The organism is Rhodopseudomonas sp. AAP120 (genome assembly GCF_001295845.1).
In the GTDB taxonomy this organism is placed as follows: domain Bacteria; phylum Pseudomonadota; class Alphaproteobacteria; order Rhizobiales; family Xanthobacteraceae; genus Rhodopseudomonas.
The window spans coordinates 13,062-26,882 of the sequence record NZ_LJIC01000154.1 but is presented as its reverse complement, the minus strand read 5'-3'; the positions used below and the strand labels follow the sequence as shown (position 1 = coordinate 26,882).

The following is a 13,821-nucleotide window of genomic DNA, read 5'->3' as shown; positions in this document are numbered from 1 at the left end:
ATCGCTGCGTCGTCACCGAGGCAGCAGACAGGTGATAGCATCACCGGCCGTCCGCGCGACGCTTCGCAACTGCGGCATGTCGACGCCCGCGAGTTCCGGGTGTGGTGGTGTCGCAACTAATTGCGCGGGGGCGCCGCGTAGTCAGCCATCGCATTGATCGATGATCTCGCCCCGCGTCATGCCAGCGACGAGCGCGGGCATGACGGAAGTAAGAGCGGAACTGCAGGGTCCCTGCGGCCGTCTTTTCGGCCTGGTCGGCGTGCCTCTTGAGCTCACACCTTCTCCAGCGCGGCGATCAGGTCGTCGACCAGATCGTCCTTGTGCTCCAGCCCGGCCGACAGCCGGATGAAGCCTTCGCTGATACCAAGCTCGGCGCGGGCCTCCGGCTTGAGCCGCTGATGCGTGGTGGTCGCCGGATGCGTGACGAGGCTCTTGGCGTCGCCGAGATTGTTGCTGATCTTGATCAGCTCCAGCGCGTTGAGGAAGCGGAACGCCTCGGCCTTGCCGCCCTTGACCTCGAAGCCGACCAGCGTCGAGCCGGCGCCCATCTGCTTCTTCACCGTCGCGGCCTGCGGATGATCGGCGCGGCCCGGATACACCAGCCGCGGCACCTTGGGATGCCCGGCCAGCGCCTCGGCGATCGCGGCGGCGTTCTCGGTCTGCTGACGGACGCGGACGGCGAGCGTCTCGAGGCCCTTGAGCAGCACCCAGGCATTGAACGGCGACAGCGACGGGCCGGTCTGGCGCAGATACATCTGGATGTGTTCTTCGATGAACGCCTGGGACGACAGCACCACGCCGCCGAGACAGCGGCCCTGGCCGTCGATGTGCTTGGTGGCGGAGTACACCACCACGTCGGCGCCGAGTTCGAGCGGGCTCTGCCAGATCGGCGTCGCGAACACGTTGTCGACGACGAGCCGCGCGCCGGCGGCGTGCGCGATCTCGGCGATCGCGCCGATATCGAGCACGTCGAGCGTCGGATTGGTCGGGCTCTCGAGGAAGAACGTCTTGGTGTTGGGACGCACCGCCTTCTGCCACTGGTCGAGATCGAGCCCGTCGACCAGCGTCGAGTCGATGCCGTAGCGCGGCAGCAGGTCCTCGACGACGTAGCGGCAGGAGCCGAACATCGCCTTGGAGGCGACCACGTGATCGCCGGCGCGCAGCGGCGCCAGCATCGCGGCGGTGACGGCCGCCATGCCGGTGGCGGTCGAGCGCGCCGCTTCGGCGCCCTCGAACTCGGCCATGCGCTGCTCGAAGCTGAACACGGTCGGGTTGGAGAAGCGCGAATATTGGAAGCCGGCGTCGTCGCCGGTGAACCGCGCCTCGCACTGCTCGGCGCTGTCGTAGACGAAGCCCTGGGTCAGAAACAGCGCCTCGGAGGTCTCGCCATATTGCGAGCGCAGGCTGCCGGAATGCACCAGGCGGGTCTCGCGGCGGAAATGCGCGGTATCGGGAATGGCAATCGAAGGCTTCGCAGCCGGGGTGGTGGTGTCGGACATGTGGTCTCCCTTCGTGACCACGCCGGGCGGCGCGGGCACAAAAAAACCGGCCTGGGGATCAACCCTCGGGCCGGGAGCGCACTGTCCCCGGCCTGTTTAGCGACTTGTTTAACGTGGCTGCAAGCCGGCCGGCTCAAATCACCACGGGATAAGTCGGCTCATAATCCTCCGCACACTTCCCGTCAAGGCAGCCTTCGGATAACCGGTGAAATCCAGTATTTTCCGCGTCTGGCGGCCCGTCCCGCCGTGAGGATCGCCGTGCCGTTTGCGTTGCCGCCCGATGCCGCAGGAATCCTGCCCGACCGCATGATCGCGGCGATGGCGGAGGCCGGGCTGATCCTGCCGGAATATCCGTTCGTCGAGAGCCAGATCCAGCCGGCCAGCCTCGATCTGCGGCTCGGCCCGATCGCCTACCGGGTCCGCGCCAGCTTCCTGCCGGGACCGGACTGCACCGTCGCCGAGCGGATCGACGAGCTGAAGCTGCACGAGATCGATCTGTCGGACGGCGCGGTGCTGGAGACCAATTGCGTCTACATCGTGCCGCTGCTGGAAAGCCTGGCGCTGCCGAAGAGCATCGTGGCTGCCGCCAATCCGAAAAGCTCGACCGGCCGGCTCGACGTCTTCACCCGCGTGATCGCCGACGGCACCCGCCGCTTCGACATGATCGGCGCCGGCTATCACGGCCCGCTTTACGCCGAGATCAGCCCGAAGACTTTTCCGGTGCTGCTGCGCGAGGGCTCGCGGCTGTCGCAGGTCCGCTTCAGCGTCGGCCGCGCCGCGCTCGACGCCGACGAGCTCGACGCGCTGCACGACGCCGAGCGGCTGGTCGATGCCGACGATGCCGACCTCAATGGCGGCGTCGCGGTCAGCGTCGATCTGTCGGGCGTCAATTCCAACGGCTTCGTCGGCTACCGGGCCAAGCGCCACACCGGCGTGGTCGATATCGACCGCCGCGGCGGCTATGCGGTCGGCGAATTCTGGGAGCCGATCGCGGCGCGGCCCGATGGCACGCTGATCCTCGACCCCGGCGAGTTCTACATCCTGGCCTCGAAGGAAGCGGTGCAGGTGCCGCCGGACTACGCCGCCGAGATGGTGCCGTTCGATCCCTTGGTCGGCGAATTCCGCGTGCACTACGCCGGCTTCTTCGATCCCGGCTTCGGCTACGAGGGCGCCGGCGGCCTCGGCTCGCGCGCGGTGCTGGAAGTCCGCTCGCGCGAAGTGCCGTTCATCCTCGAACACGGCCAGATCGTCGGCCGCCTGATCTACGAAAAGATGCTCTCACGTCCGGCCTCGCTCTACGGCCAGCGCATCGGCTCGAACTATCAGGGCCAAAGCCTGAAGCTGAGCAAGCATTTCAAGGTGTAGTTAGTTCGCGGCGAAGGCATTCGTAGGGTGGCAAGGGCCGTAGCTCCGTGCCCACGCGGATCGCTTAGAATTCGATCCTGCGTCGTAATGGTGGGGCACGCTCCGCTTTGCCGACCCTGCAAACTCCGTCCTACCGCGCCGCCTGCTCCCGTCCCGCCGGCGTCACGCGCCACACCGAATTGGCGACGTCGTCGGCGACCAGCAGGCCGCCGCGCTGGTCGATCGCGACGCCGACCGGGCGGCCCATGGCTTCTTCCTTGTCGTTGAGGAAGCCGGTGAGGATGTCGCGCGGCGGGCCGGAGGGCTGGCCGTCCTTGAACGGCACGTAGATCACCTTGTAGCCGGAATGCGGCTTGCGATTCCACGAGCCGTGCTGACCGATGAAGGCGCCGCCCTTCATCTCGGCCGGGAACAGGTCGCCGGTGTTGAAGGCGAGGCCGAGCGAGGCGGTGTGGTTGCCGAGCGCGTAGTCCGGCTTGATCGCCTTGGCCACCAGATCGGGCCGCGGCGGCTTGATCCGCTCGTCGACATTCTGGCCGAAGTAACTGTAGGGCCAGCCATAGAAGCCGCCGTCCTGCACCGACGTCATGTAGTCCGGCACGAGGTCGCTGCCGATTTCGTCGCGCTCGTTGACCACCACCCACAGCTTGCCGGTCTGCGGCTCCCAGGCCGGCCCGTTCGGATTGCGCAGGCCCGTCGCGAACAGCCGCGTCGCGCCGCTCTGGCGGTCGACCTCGATCACCGCGGCGCGATCGACCTCCTGATCCATGCCGTGCTCGCCGACATTGCTGTTGGAGCCGGAGGTCGCATACAGCTTGCTGCCGTCGGGGCTGGCGATCAGATCCTTGGTCCAGTGATGATTGAGCGGCCCGGCCGGCAGATCGGCCAGCTTGGTGCCTGGCGTGGTGATCCGCGTATCGCCCTGATTGTAGGTGAAGCGCATGATGCCGTCGGTGTTGGCGACGTAGAAATCGTTGCCGACCAGCGCCATGCCGAACGGCGAGTTGAGGCCGTCGAGGAAGGTGGTGCGGACTTCCGCAACGCCGTCGCCATCGGCGTCGCGCAGCAGCGTGATGCGGTTGGCGCTCGGCGTCCGCGCGCCGGCGCGGCCCATCACGTATTCGGCGACGATGCGCTTGATGCTCTTGCCCTGCTCGGGCCGCTCCGGCGCGTTGGTCTCGGCGACCAGCACGTCGCCGTTCGGCAGCACGTGCAGCGTGCGCGGATGGTCGAGCCCCTGCGCGAAGGCGGTGACCGCCATGCCCTCGGCGGGCTTCGGCTTGCCGCCCTCCGGAAAACGGGTCGCGGGGGCGATGTTGACGGTCGGCAGCAACTGGTTCTTCGGCTCCGGCAGTTTCGGCGACGGGCCGTAATCCTCGCCCTTGGCGATCTGGCTCTGGTCGCCGCAGGCAGCCAGCGGCAGCGCCACGGCGACACACAAAGCAAGGCGGCTGATCGTCGGTCGGTGCATCACGTCTCTCCACTCGGCAATCACGCAACGCCAATCGCGCAGGCCGGGTTGCGTTCGTTTAGAAGCCATGAAAAGTCTGTGAGGCGGCTTGCTGCAGTGACGCAGCGACAAAATGACAATCAACGCCGCGGGAACGGGAGACGAAATGTCCGATGCCGAACGCGAGGCGCAGTGGCGCCGCTGGCGCAGCGTGGCCGATCTGTACCACGCCTGCTTCACCGGGCTGGTGCTGACGCTGGTGAGCCGCCGCGGCACGCCGGGCGCCGCCGAATTCGTGTTCAGAGTGTTTCGCCGCCAGCAACAGGAGCGGTTCGTCGCCGGCCTCGCCAAGCTCGGGATCGCGCATCTGCCGCCGGCCGTCGCGGCCGCGCAGTATCACTATCTGTCGAACTGGATCGGCGGCGTCCACGTCGAGTACATGCACGAGAGCGACCGCAAGGCGTGGATCCGCTATCCGCCGCCGCGCTGGATCTGGCGCGGCACCGCGATCTGCGGCGTGCCAAGCGAGGTCTCGAAGGCGATGCTGCGCGGCTGGCACGGCAACAACGGCGTGGCGCTCGGCCATCCCAGCCTCGGTTTCGTCTGCACCAAGCAGAGCGTCGACGGTCAGGACGGCCTTGAAGGCTATTACTACGATTACGATCATCCGCTCGAACTCGACCAGCGCGTGGTGTTCGCGCGGCATCTCGAGGCGCCGCTGTTCGATGCCGCGCAGGCGCCGGCGCTGCCGGTCGAGAGCTGGCCGCGGCCGCGGCTGGAGAAGGCCTATCGTAACTACGCGATGGAATATGTCCGCACCGCCGCGCCGGTCGCCGTGCAGCTGTTCGGCCCGGTCGACGCGTCCTATCTGCTGCATCTCACCGGCAAGCTGATTGGCATGCAGTCGTATGACGATCTCGCACCCGGCCTCGGCGAGACCGGCCGCGATGCCGCCGGCTTCGCGCGGCTGCTGCAGGCGCTGCTTGCGGCGCAGGACGACGCCGTCGATCTGCAACGCGCAGGCGGCGGCTTCGAACTGCGGCAGAGCGGCTGGAAGCTGATGGACGGCGTCGCCGATGCGCACCCGGTCTGCGTCCGGATGCTGGAGGGGCTGGTCGAGGGGCTGGCGGCGGCCTGCGGGCGGCGGATCGCGGTCGGGCTGTCGCAGCCGGACGGTCCGGCGTCGCTGCTGTGGTCGGTGCGCTGATCGCGCCCTGATCTTCCCGGCCTTCACCTATGCGTCCGGCGCGCTCGCTTTGCGGCGGATCGATGCTAGGAACGAGCCGAGGCACGGCGGTCAGACCGGGCCCCGGAGGAAACATGTCCGACGTCGCCGTCGCCGAACTGCCGCCCGTCGCGGCCGAGCCGCTGCTGCGGCCCGGCGCCGAGCCGCCGCCTCCGCACAATCCGCTGCTCGACGACGCCATCCTGCCGACGCTGCTGCGGCTGGCCTGGCCCAACGTGTTGGCGCTGACCGCCGGCACCTGCGTGGTGGTGGCCGAGACCTCCTATATCGGCCGGCTCGGCACCGAGGCGCTGGCCGCGATGGCGCTGGTGTTCCCGTTCGTGATCCTGACCATGACGATGTCGGGCGGCGCGATGGGCGGCGGCGTCGCCTCGGCGATCGCCCGCGCGCTCGGCTCCGGCGATCCGGACCGCGCCGCGCTGCTGGCGATGCACGCGCTGCTGATCGGGCTGGGCTTCGGCGCCGTGTTCACGGTCGGCATGCTGATGTTCGGCGCGCGGGCGCTGGAACTGCTCGGCGGCCGCGGCAACGTGCTGGCGCAGGCGATCGGCTACGTCCACATCTTCTTCGCCGGCGCGGTGGTGCCGTGGCTGATGAACACGCTGGCGGCGATCCTGCGCGGCACAGGCAACATGAAGCTGCCGTCGCTGATGATCCTGAATTCGGCGGTGCTGCAGATCGTGCTCGGCGGGACGCTCGGCCTCGGGCTCGGCCCGATCCCGAGCTTCGGCATGCCGGGCGTCGCCGCCGGCACGCTGACGGCGTTCTCGACCAGCGTTGCGGTGATGGCCTGGTACATTTTCTCCGGGCGCGCCCGGGTGCAGCCGAGCTTCAGCGGGTTGCGGATCGAGCGCGGCATGTTCTTCGACATCCTCAAGGTCGGCGCGGTGGCGTGCTTCACGCCGCTGCAGTCGGTGCTGACCATCACCATCTTCACCCACATGCTGGCGCATTTCGGCACCGCGGTGCTGGCCGGCTACGGCATCGGCGCACGGCTGGAGTTCATGCTGACCTCGGTCGCGTTCGCGGTCGGCATCGCCTCGGTGCCGATGATCGGCATGGCGATCGGCGCCGGCCGGATCGCGCGGGCGCGGCGGATCGCCTGGACGGCGGCGCTGGTGTCGTTCCTGTCGGTGGGCGTATTCGGCTGCGCCATCGCGGTGTTCCCGCATCTGTGGGTCGATCTGTTCTCTAGCGATCCAGGCGTCAAGCTCGCCGGCGAGCGCTATCTGCAGGTGGCGGCGCCGTTCTATGCCTTCATCGGCCTGTCGATCTCGCTGTACTTTTCGGCGCAGGGCGCCGCCAAGGTGCTGGGCCCGGTGCTGGCGCAGACCGCGCGGCTGGTCTTCGTGGTGATCGGCGGTTGGCTGCTGATGGCCAGCCACGGCACCGCCGGCAATTTCTTCGCGCTGGCCGCCGCCTCGATGGTGCTGCTCGGCCTCGGCTGCGCCCTCAGCGTGCTGGTGACGCGCTGGGAGCCGAAGAAGGTGGCGGTGATCACGCCGCCGATGGTCGACTGAGGGCTGTTGCTCAGCGCTCCGGCTGGCGTGGTGCGGCCGTCAGCAGCACGTCGAACAGGCTCGGGCCGCCGGCGGCAATCGCACCTTCCATCGCCAGCAGCCGGCGCCGGGTGATGACGCCGCCATTGGCGCAGATGCCGCTGGTGTCGCCAGCCGTCGCCAGCGCGCGGTGGCACGGCACGATCAGCGCAAACGGATTGCGGCGGATGGCGTGGCCCACGGCGTAGAGCGCCCCGGACGAGCCGACCCGCTTGGCCAGTTCGGCGTGGGTCGCGGTCTCGCCGCGCGGAATGGCCCGGATCGCCGCATAGACCCGGCAATCGAACGCCGGCAGACCGCCGAGATCGAGCGACACATCGGAAAAATCATGCGGCGCGCCGCGCAGCGTCGCGGCGATGCCGTCGATCGCGCCGGCAATCTCGGCCGAGGGCCGGCTCTCGCGGGCGTCGGGACACTGCCGCAGCAGCCTGCGCCGGGTGTCGATCTCGCGGCTGTCGGCGAGCTGCACGGCGAGAACGCCGTCGTCGCCCCATGCGATGCCGCACCGGCCCATCAGCGTATCGAAGATCGTGTACGCAGCCCCCGCCATGGCGCGAATATACCAACGGGCTCGGGCCGCGCATCTGAATTCTTACCGAATTGTTAATTTCAGATACGAGCGTCGCAGTTTGCGCCGCGGAATACGGCAAATGCGGGAAGCCGCCGCGTCAGCGGATCGCGCCGCAGCCTCTTGGCGATGGCCGCCGTCTCGGCTAATCAGAGGGACCGGCCGCGACGCGGTCAGGCTTTCGCGCCAGTGCGCGGGCGTAGTTCAATGGTAGAACGGCAGCTTCCCAAGCTGCATACGAGGGTTCGATTCCCTTCGCCCGCTCCAGCCGATCCATCTAAGTTCCCGGCTCATCCTTCAGATCGGCGGCTCATGCTCGGGTCCGCCGTAGAGCGGTTACCTCCGCCCTCTCCGCCGTCCGCTCTCCGCATACGCACCCCGCCGTGGGCGGGGCCCGGCTGAAAGACAAAAAGCCAAAAGAAGGGTCAGTGGAATCGCTTTATGTTATGGTTTTTTTATAAAAGCCAAAATATGAAAGCGGGAGCGCGGCTCTTAGTTTGGGTTCCGATGAAGCGCAGCGACCTCAGCCATACGATCCGCGAGGCCCTGAAGCGGCTGCCGCCGCCCTACGAGGCCCATTATGGGATCGTCCCGCCGGCGCCCCCTGAAGGCGGCGTCTTTGCCCCAGGGGCGACCAAAGCCCTGGAAGCCGCTCAAGCGGCGTTCGGCAAGGTTGACGCGATCGCGGCCCAGATGAAGGACCCCTACATCGTCAGCCGGGTCCTGACCCGGCGCGAGGCGGTCAGTTCCTCTTCCATCGAGGGGACACAGAGCACCCTCGACGAACTCTTGTCCGTCGAGGAGACGGGCGACGAGGGCTCGCGCGAAGAAGCGCGCCAAGTGCGCAACTACGCGGTCGCCTTGGACGGGTTCATTCCGAAGGCCGCCGCGGACGGATACGGCATCTTCACGCTGGACCTGATCAAGGATCTGCATCGCGCCGTGATGAAGGATGATCCCGACTATCAGGACATTCCTGGAGAACTCCGAACGCGCGTCGTCTGGATCGGTGGGAACGGGGGCATCGCCTATTCGAGCCTCAATCCTCCGCCTCCCGCAGATGTCCCGGACTGTCTCGCCCAGACGGTCGACTATCTCCGGAACGAAGGCATGCAGCAGATGACCCAAGGGTTCGTCACGCGTATGGCGATCGCGCATACCCATTTCGAGGCCGTGCACCCGTTCCGCGACGGCAACGGCCGCGTCGGTCGCCTGCTGCTTCCCCTGATGATGGCGGCCGAGAAACACGTGCCGCTGTATCTGTCGCCCTACATCGAAAGCCGAAAGGGCACGTACTACGCATCGCTGAAAGACGCCCAGCAACGGCTCGACTGGGAGCCCATCATCATGTTCATGGCCGACGCCGTGACCGGTACCGTCGAAGAGCTGATGCGCACGCGGACGGCGCTGTCGGAACTGTCCGAGCGCTGGAGGGAGCGCAGGAAATTTCGAAAGGGGTCCGCGGCGCTACGCGCCTTGGACGAGCTGCACAACTATCCGGTGGTGACGGCGAAGCGCCTCGGCCAACTCCTCGATGTCACGCCGGCGCAGATCAATCAGGCCATCGCGCAATTGCAGGAAGTGGGCATTCTGCAAGAGAGGACCGGATACGCGCGCAACCGCGTCTACGCGGCGCCCGAAGCACTCGCCATCATCAACCGTCCGTTCGGCGAAGAGCCGATCCTTGCTGGAGTCGATCCGGACGAGGAGTCAGCAGGCCCAGCGAGGCTGTAAACGCACTTCGCTTGTAGGCGGCCCGATCAGCGCCCGCTATTCCGGCTCCGCATCCCTCAAAAAATCCGCCTCGAACATCCCGGTGGCGTGTTCGCCGCCGTCGTCGAGGCTTTCGATGCGGACCATGCGGCGGCCGAAGGGGTCGTCCCATTGCTGGATGACCATCACCCGGAAGCCGTTGTAGCGATAGGTCTTCCACATCTCGGCCTCGGCCATCGGAGATTCCTGCAGCTCTGTCGTGTCGGGCGTGACGGCGGTCACGGGGTGATCCAGGTCTCCTGCAGATGCCGCCACACCGGCGTCGGCCGGTCGTCGCGCTTGATCAGGAGCGCGGTGGAGAGGCGGTCGGTGGTGCCGCTGTCCTGGATCTGGCGCTCGCGATAGGTGACGACGGCCGTCTTCTCGTCCTGATAGCGCACCACAACCTCGCTGATCTCCATGATCAGCGTCGGCCGCGAGCCGCGCATCGCCGGCAGGCCGGCGGAGAACTGCGCGAACGGCAGCACCTTGCCGGCGGGGCTCACCATGTTGAAGCCGTCGTCGAAGCGGGCGCGGATGGCCGCCGGATCGTCGCTGCCCTCGGCGCGGAACCAGGCCTGCAGCAGGCGGTGCAGCGCGTCGGCTTCGAGCGGGACGGCGTCGGCGAATGACAGAGCGGGCGTGGTGGTCATCGGGTGTCCTTCAATCGTCGAATGAGGCGTAGTCGCTCAGGGCCGCATCAGCACGGATTTCTCCGGCACGCTCTCGGCCCAGCCCGCCTTGAGCGGCGCCACGAACAGGTTCTCGGTGCGGGTGCGGGCGATCTTCCAGACGCCGGCCTCCTTGCGGAACAGATTGTTCAGCCGGCTGGAGCGCAGCAGCGACGAGCCGTCGCTGAAGATCCAGGGCTGGCAGTGCACCCACTGTCCATCGGCCTCGTCGCCGCGGACGTGGATCTGCTCCGAGGTGAGATAGTGAACGTTGAGCACCAGCGCGGGATCGCGCTTCTGCCCCCAGAAGCCCTGGAAGTGCTTGCGGATCGCCGCCTTGCCGACACTGCGGCCGAACTGATTGTCGTAATAGGCGCCGACGCCTTCCCAGATCGCGTCCTCGGCGTAGAGATCGACGATGCGCTCGATCCGCTCGGCGTCGTCCTCAACGCCGAACTCCGGACAGGGCGTATCGCAAAGAAACATGTAGCGTGCCTGGATGCGGCGGATCTCCGCTTCGGCGCTCAGCGTCGCAACCTGGTCCTGGAGCGCCTGCACGGTAGCGGCGAGTTGGTCGATGGTCATGATGCGAGCCTCGTTACGAATGGCAGACGTCGTGCGCGCGCGGCGCGATGTCGTGATAGGCGCGGTTGAAGTAGATCAGCCCTTCGGGATGCGCGCCGAGCGCGATCGCCTGGACGCGGCAGAAGAATACGCTGTGGGTGCCGACGTCCGTCACCTGCGCGATGCTGCAGTCGAGGCTGACGACGGCGTCGGCGAGCGCCGGCGCACCCGTATGCAGCACGCGCCATTCCGCGCCGGCGAAGCGCTCGTGCACCGGGATGCCGCCGCGGCCGAACAGATTGGATAGGTCCTGATGTCGGCTCGCCAGCACGTTGACGCACAGCACGCCGTTGGCGGACAGCGCGGCGTGGACGTTGGAGGCGCGGTTGACGCAGACCAGCAGCGTCGGCGGATCGTCGGTGACGCTACACACCGCCGATGCGGTCAGGCCGTGCAGCCCGGCCGAGCCATCGGTGGTGATGATGTTGACGGCTGCGCCCAGCCTGCTCATCGCCTCGCGAAATTCGCTGCGTTCGACCGTCGTCATCATCGCCGCCCTCATCGCATGAACAGGCCGCCGTTGACGTCCCAGGTCGCGCCGGAGACGAAACCGGATTCGGCAGAGGCGAGCTGCAGCACCATCTGCGCCACGAAAGCGGGATCGCCGATGTCGCCGACCGGGATGTTCGCCTTGAACTCGGCGAAGCGCTCGGCCGGCACGGTCTTGTGCACGATCGGCAGATCGAGCGGGCCGGGCGCGATCGCGTTGACGGTGACGCCCGACTTGCCGAGATCGCGCGCGAACACCTTCGTCAGCGTGACGATGCCGCCTTTCGAGGCGGCGTAATGCGCACCGGTGGCGGTGCCGCCGTTCTGGCCGGCGAGCGACGCCATGTTGACGATGCGGCCGTGGCCGGCGTCGCGGAAGTACGCGCCGAACACCTGGCAGCCGAGGAAGGTGCCGCGCAGATTGACGGCGATCACCTCGTCGAATTCCTCCGGCGAGATCTCCATCACCGGCCGCGCCACCGTGACGGCAGCGTTGTTGACCAGCACATGCGCGGCGTTCCAGCGCGACAGCACTGCCGCCAGCGCGGCATCGAAATCGCTCTTGCGACGGACGTCGAGCTTCAGCCCGAGCGTCGCCGCGCCGGCGGCATCCAGCCGCGTCGCGACGGCCTTGGCGGCCGCCTCGTCGATATCGCCGATCGCCACCCGATAGCCGGCGCCGTGCAGCGCCGCGGCGATGATGGCGCCGAGGCCGCCGCCACCGCCGGTGACCAGCGCAACGCGCCCGCTGTTGGTCGGCGCAGCGCTCATAGGATGTAGCCGATACCGCCGAGCGCCTCGGTCGAGTTGATCAGCCAGATCACCTTGCGGCGGATCTTCAGGCCGGACTCGCCGCGCACCAGCTCGAACACCACGTCGCCCGTGTAGGTCCGCTCGCGGCCGCGGCGGAATTCGGTGATGATCTGCGCGCAGCGCAGCTCGCACGCCGTCTCGCTGGTCTTCAACATCCGGAAGCGCGACAGCGAGCGCACCGTGCGGGCCACCGGCGAGGCGGAGACCGACTGGCCGCTGAGCAGCCGCTCGACGCGCTTCTTGCGCATCTCGTGGTCGTCATAGGCGTAGTTCACGGCGTTCTCGAAGTCGGTGACGCCGGGCTCGATCGGCACGATGTAGCGGGCGTCGTCGGTCCACAGCGACAGCCACTCCTCGTAAACGGCATGGTCGAGCAGATCGGCTTCGGTCCAGGCGAATTCCATCGCCTCGGCGAGCGTGATGGTCGTGGCGGTGGTGGTGGGGATTGTCATGGCGATGTTCATGGTCAGACCGTCATCATCCGCTTCCATTGATCATAAGCGGCGCGCATGCCGGTCTCGGCGCTGACGTCGCTGCGGTGCCGCCCGTCGGGCAGGCTGTCTTCCTTGTTGAGGCCGCGGTGGAGCATGATCCACATATCCTCGCCGCCCTTGGCGCCGTGCTGAACGCGGTCCCACACTTCGGCGTCGTCGGGGCTGCCGAAGCCCATCGGGCCCTGGAAGAATTCGTGCAGGCGGATGCGGGCGCGGTTGGCGGCCGCCGGGCCACCGTCCATGCCGATCGCGATATGGCGGATCTCGGTCTCGTTCACCGACACCGGCTGCAGCACGCGGAAGAACGCCATCGAGCAGGCGAGGTTGGGGAACAGGTTGATGTTGAAGCCGGAGCCGCCGACGGCGCGGACGATGCGGCGGACTTCGAGGTCGGAGTAGCCCTCGGCCGCCAGCTCCTTGGCGAGGTCGGCGAATTTCTCCGGGATCGGCGCCTCGAGATTGTCGTCGAGGTCGATCAGTTCAGGGATCATCACCATGACGCTGTGGCCGTTGCCGAGGTCCTCGACGAAGCCGCCATTGTTCAGCATGTCGAGCTGCTGCTCGGTTTCCTTGTCGACCGCGGTCAGGAACGACTTGTGCACCAGCGGGAAGTGATAGGCGTCGGTGGTGTTCTCGAGCTGGATCTTCCAGTTGCCGGGGAAACGGAATTTGTGCTCGCCCAGCGTCTTCACCGGATAGCCGCCGCCCTGCTTCATGAACAGGTCGATCCACTTCTTGGCCGGGCCGAGGAAGTCGGCGAGCGGCTCGATATCGTCGCGGAAGGTGGCGAACAGCAGGCCGTTATATTCCTCGACGCGCAGCGACTTCAGCGACAGCTTGCTGCGGTCGATCTGCTCCTCGTTGTAGCCGTTCTCATACGGCACGCCACGCAGCTTGCCGTCCAGCGAGTAGCCCCAGCCGTGATACGGGCAGACGAAACTCGAGGTCTTGCCTTTGCGGACTTCACACAGCGTGGCGGCGCGATGACGGCAGCGATTGAGATGGACGTGAACCTCGCCCTTGCGGTCGCGCACCACGATCACCGGCTCGAGGCCGACCTGCGCCATCTTGAAGTCACCGTTGTTCGGGATCTCGCTGACATGCGCGACCCAGACCCAGGTGTTGTGGAAGATCTTGGTCATCTCGGCTTCGAAGATCGCCGGGTCGGTGTAGAGCGGCGTGCGGACGCGATCCTTGCGGATCAATTCGTCCGGATTGCTGGTGAGCTCCGCGAGGCTGGTCATCGGTCGGGTCCTTGTCGCTGGGAAATCGGCGGAAGCGGATGGAGGCG

At 67.2% G+C, this 13,821-nt stretch carries 14 protein-coding genes, 1 tRNA gene and 1 riboswitch; of the genes, 5 read left to right on the top strand and 10 right to left on the bottom strand.

Annotation, left to right across the window (positions count from 1 at the left end; genetic code table 11):
* Positions 1 to 272: 272 nt before the first annotated feature.
* The gene (locus tag IP86_RS22220; protein ID WP_054164621.1) at positions 273 to 1,499 is read right to left on the bottom strand and encodes an O-succinylhomoserine sulfhydrylase; all 1,227 of its coding nucleotides are present in this window, start codon (positions 1,497 to 1,499) and stop codon (positions 273 to 275) included.
* A 75-nt stretch (positions 1,500 to 1,574) separates the two neighbouring features.
* A riboswitch (SAM riboswitch) is annotated at positions 1,575 to 1,654 on the bottom strand.
* A gap of 103 nt (positions 1,655 to 1,757) precedes the next feature.
* Here IP86_RS22220 and IP86_RS22215 point away from each other — a divergent pair.
* On the top strand, positions 1,758 to 2,864 hold the full coding sequence (locus IP86_RS22215; RefSeq protein ID WP_054164620.1) for a 2'-deoxycytidine 5'-triphosphate deaminase: 1,107 nt from the start codon (positions 1,758 to 1,760) through the stop codon (positions 2,862 to 2,864).
* Between the two features lie 130 nt (positions 2,865 to 2,994).
* Here IP86_RS22215 and IP86_RS22210 read toward each other — a convergent pair whose 3' ends face one another.
* Positions 2,995 to 4,335, bottom strand: a complete 1,341-nt coding sequence (locus tag IP86_RS22210) for a PQQ-dependent sugar dehydrogenase (protein WP_082364196.1) — start codon at positions 4,333 to 4,335, stop codon at positions 2,995 to 2,997.
* Positions 4,336 to 4,480: 145 nt separating this feature from the next.
* Between IP86_RS22210 and IP86_RS22205 the strand changes: the two genes are divergently transcribed.
* Entirely contained in the window at positions 4,481 to 5,521 is a 1,041-nt protein-coding gene (locus IP86_RS22205; protein WP_054164608.1) for a hypothetical protein, read from the top strand.
* Between the two features lie 113 nt (positions 5,522 to 5,634).
* Positions 5,635 to 7,080: an MATE family efflux transporter gene (locus tag IP86_RS22200; RefSeq protein WP_054164607.1), complete on the top strand. Its 1,446-nt coding sequence runs from the start codon at positions 5,635 to 5,637 to the stop codon at positions 7,078 to 7,080.
* A gap of 10 nt (positions 7,081 to 7,090) precedes the next feature.
* Here IP86_RS22200 and IP86_RS22195 read toward each other — a convergent pair whose 3' ends face one another.
* On the bottom strand, positions 7,091 to 7,669 hold the full coding sequence (locus IP86_RS22195; protein WP_054164606.1) for a methylated-DNA--[protein]-cysteine S-methyltransferase: 579 nt from the start codon (positions 7,667 to 7,669) through the stop codon (positions 7,091 to 7,093).
* Positions 7,670 to 7,880: 211 nt separating this feature from the next.
* On the opposite strand from IP86_RS22195, the gene IP86_RS22190 reads away from it, so the two are divergent.
* Positions 7,881 to 7,954 (top strand) — tRNA-Gly (locus IP86_RS22190).
* 240 nt (positions 7,955 to 8,194) lie between these two features.
* Positions 8,195 to 9,421 (top strand): Fic family protein, encoded by a 1,227-nt coding sequence (locus IP86_RS22185; protein ID WP_054164605.1) that lies wholly within the window; start codon positions 8,195 to 8,197, stop codon positions 9,419 to 9,421.
* Between the two features lie 36 nt (positions 9,422 to 9,457).
* On the opposite strand, the gene IP86_RS22180 is transcribed toward IP86_RS22185, so the two are convergent.
* Genes IP86_RS22180 through IP86_RS22150 form a run of 7 tightly spaced genes read right to left on the bottom strand, consistent with a single transcriptional unit; the run spans position 9,458 to position 13,774 of the window.
* Entirely contained in the window at positions 9,458 to 9,682 is a 225-nt protein-coding gene (locus IP86_RS22180; RefSeq protein WP_054164604.1) for a hypothetical protein, read from the bottom strand.
* Complete coding sequence (locus IP86_RS22175; RefSeq protein WP_054164603.1) at positions 9,679 to 10,092, bottom strand: DUF4440 domain-containing protein; 414 nt, start codon at positions 10,090 to 10,092, stop codon at positions 9,679 to 9,681. Before IP86_RS22175 ends, IP86_RS22180 begins: the two co-directional genes overlap by 4 nt.
* 36 nt (positions 10,093 to 10,128) lie before the next feature.
* Positions 10,129 to 10,695, bottom strand: a complete 567-nt coding sequence (locus IP86_RS22170; protein WP_054164602.1) for a nuclear transport factor 2 family protein — start codon at positions 10,693 to 10,695, stop codon at positions 10,129 to 10,131.
* 13 nt (positions 10,696 to 10,708) lie between these two features.
* Positions 10,709 to 11,224, bottom strand: a complete 516-nt coding sequence (locus tag IP86_RS22165; RefSeq protein ID WP_245290711.1) for a flavin reductase — start codon at positions 11,222 to 11,224, stop codon at positions 10,709 to 10,711.
* A gap of 8 nt (positions 11,225 to 11,232) precedes the next feature.
* A complete protein-coding gene (locus IP86_RS22160; RefSeq protein ID WP_054164600.1) occupies positions 11,233 to 11,994 on the bottom strand; it encodes an SDR family NAD(P)-dependent oxidoreductase in 762 nt (253 codons plus the stop codon).
* On the bottom strand, positions 11,991 to 12,488 hold the full coding sequence (locus IP86_RS22155) for an aromatic-ring-hydroxylating dioxygenase subunit beta (protein ID WP_245290710.1): 498 nt from the start codon (positions 12,486 to 12,488) through the stop codon (positions 11,991 to 11,993). Before IP86_RS22155 ends, IP86_RS22160 begins: the two co-directional genes overlap by 4 nt.
* Positions 12,489 to 12,502: 14 nt before the next feature.
* Positions 12,503 to 13,774: an aromatic ring-hydroxylating oxygenase subunit alpha gene (locus IP86_RS22150; RefSeq protein WP_054164599.1), complete on the bottom strand. Its 1,272-nt coding sequence runs from the start codon at positions 13,772 to 13,774 to the stop codon at positions 12,503 to 12,505.
* Positions 13,775 to 13,821 lie beyond the last annotated feature (47 nt).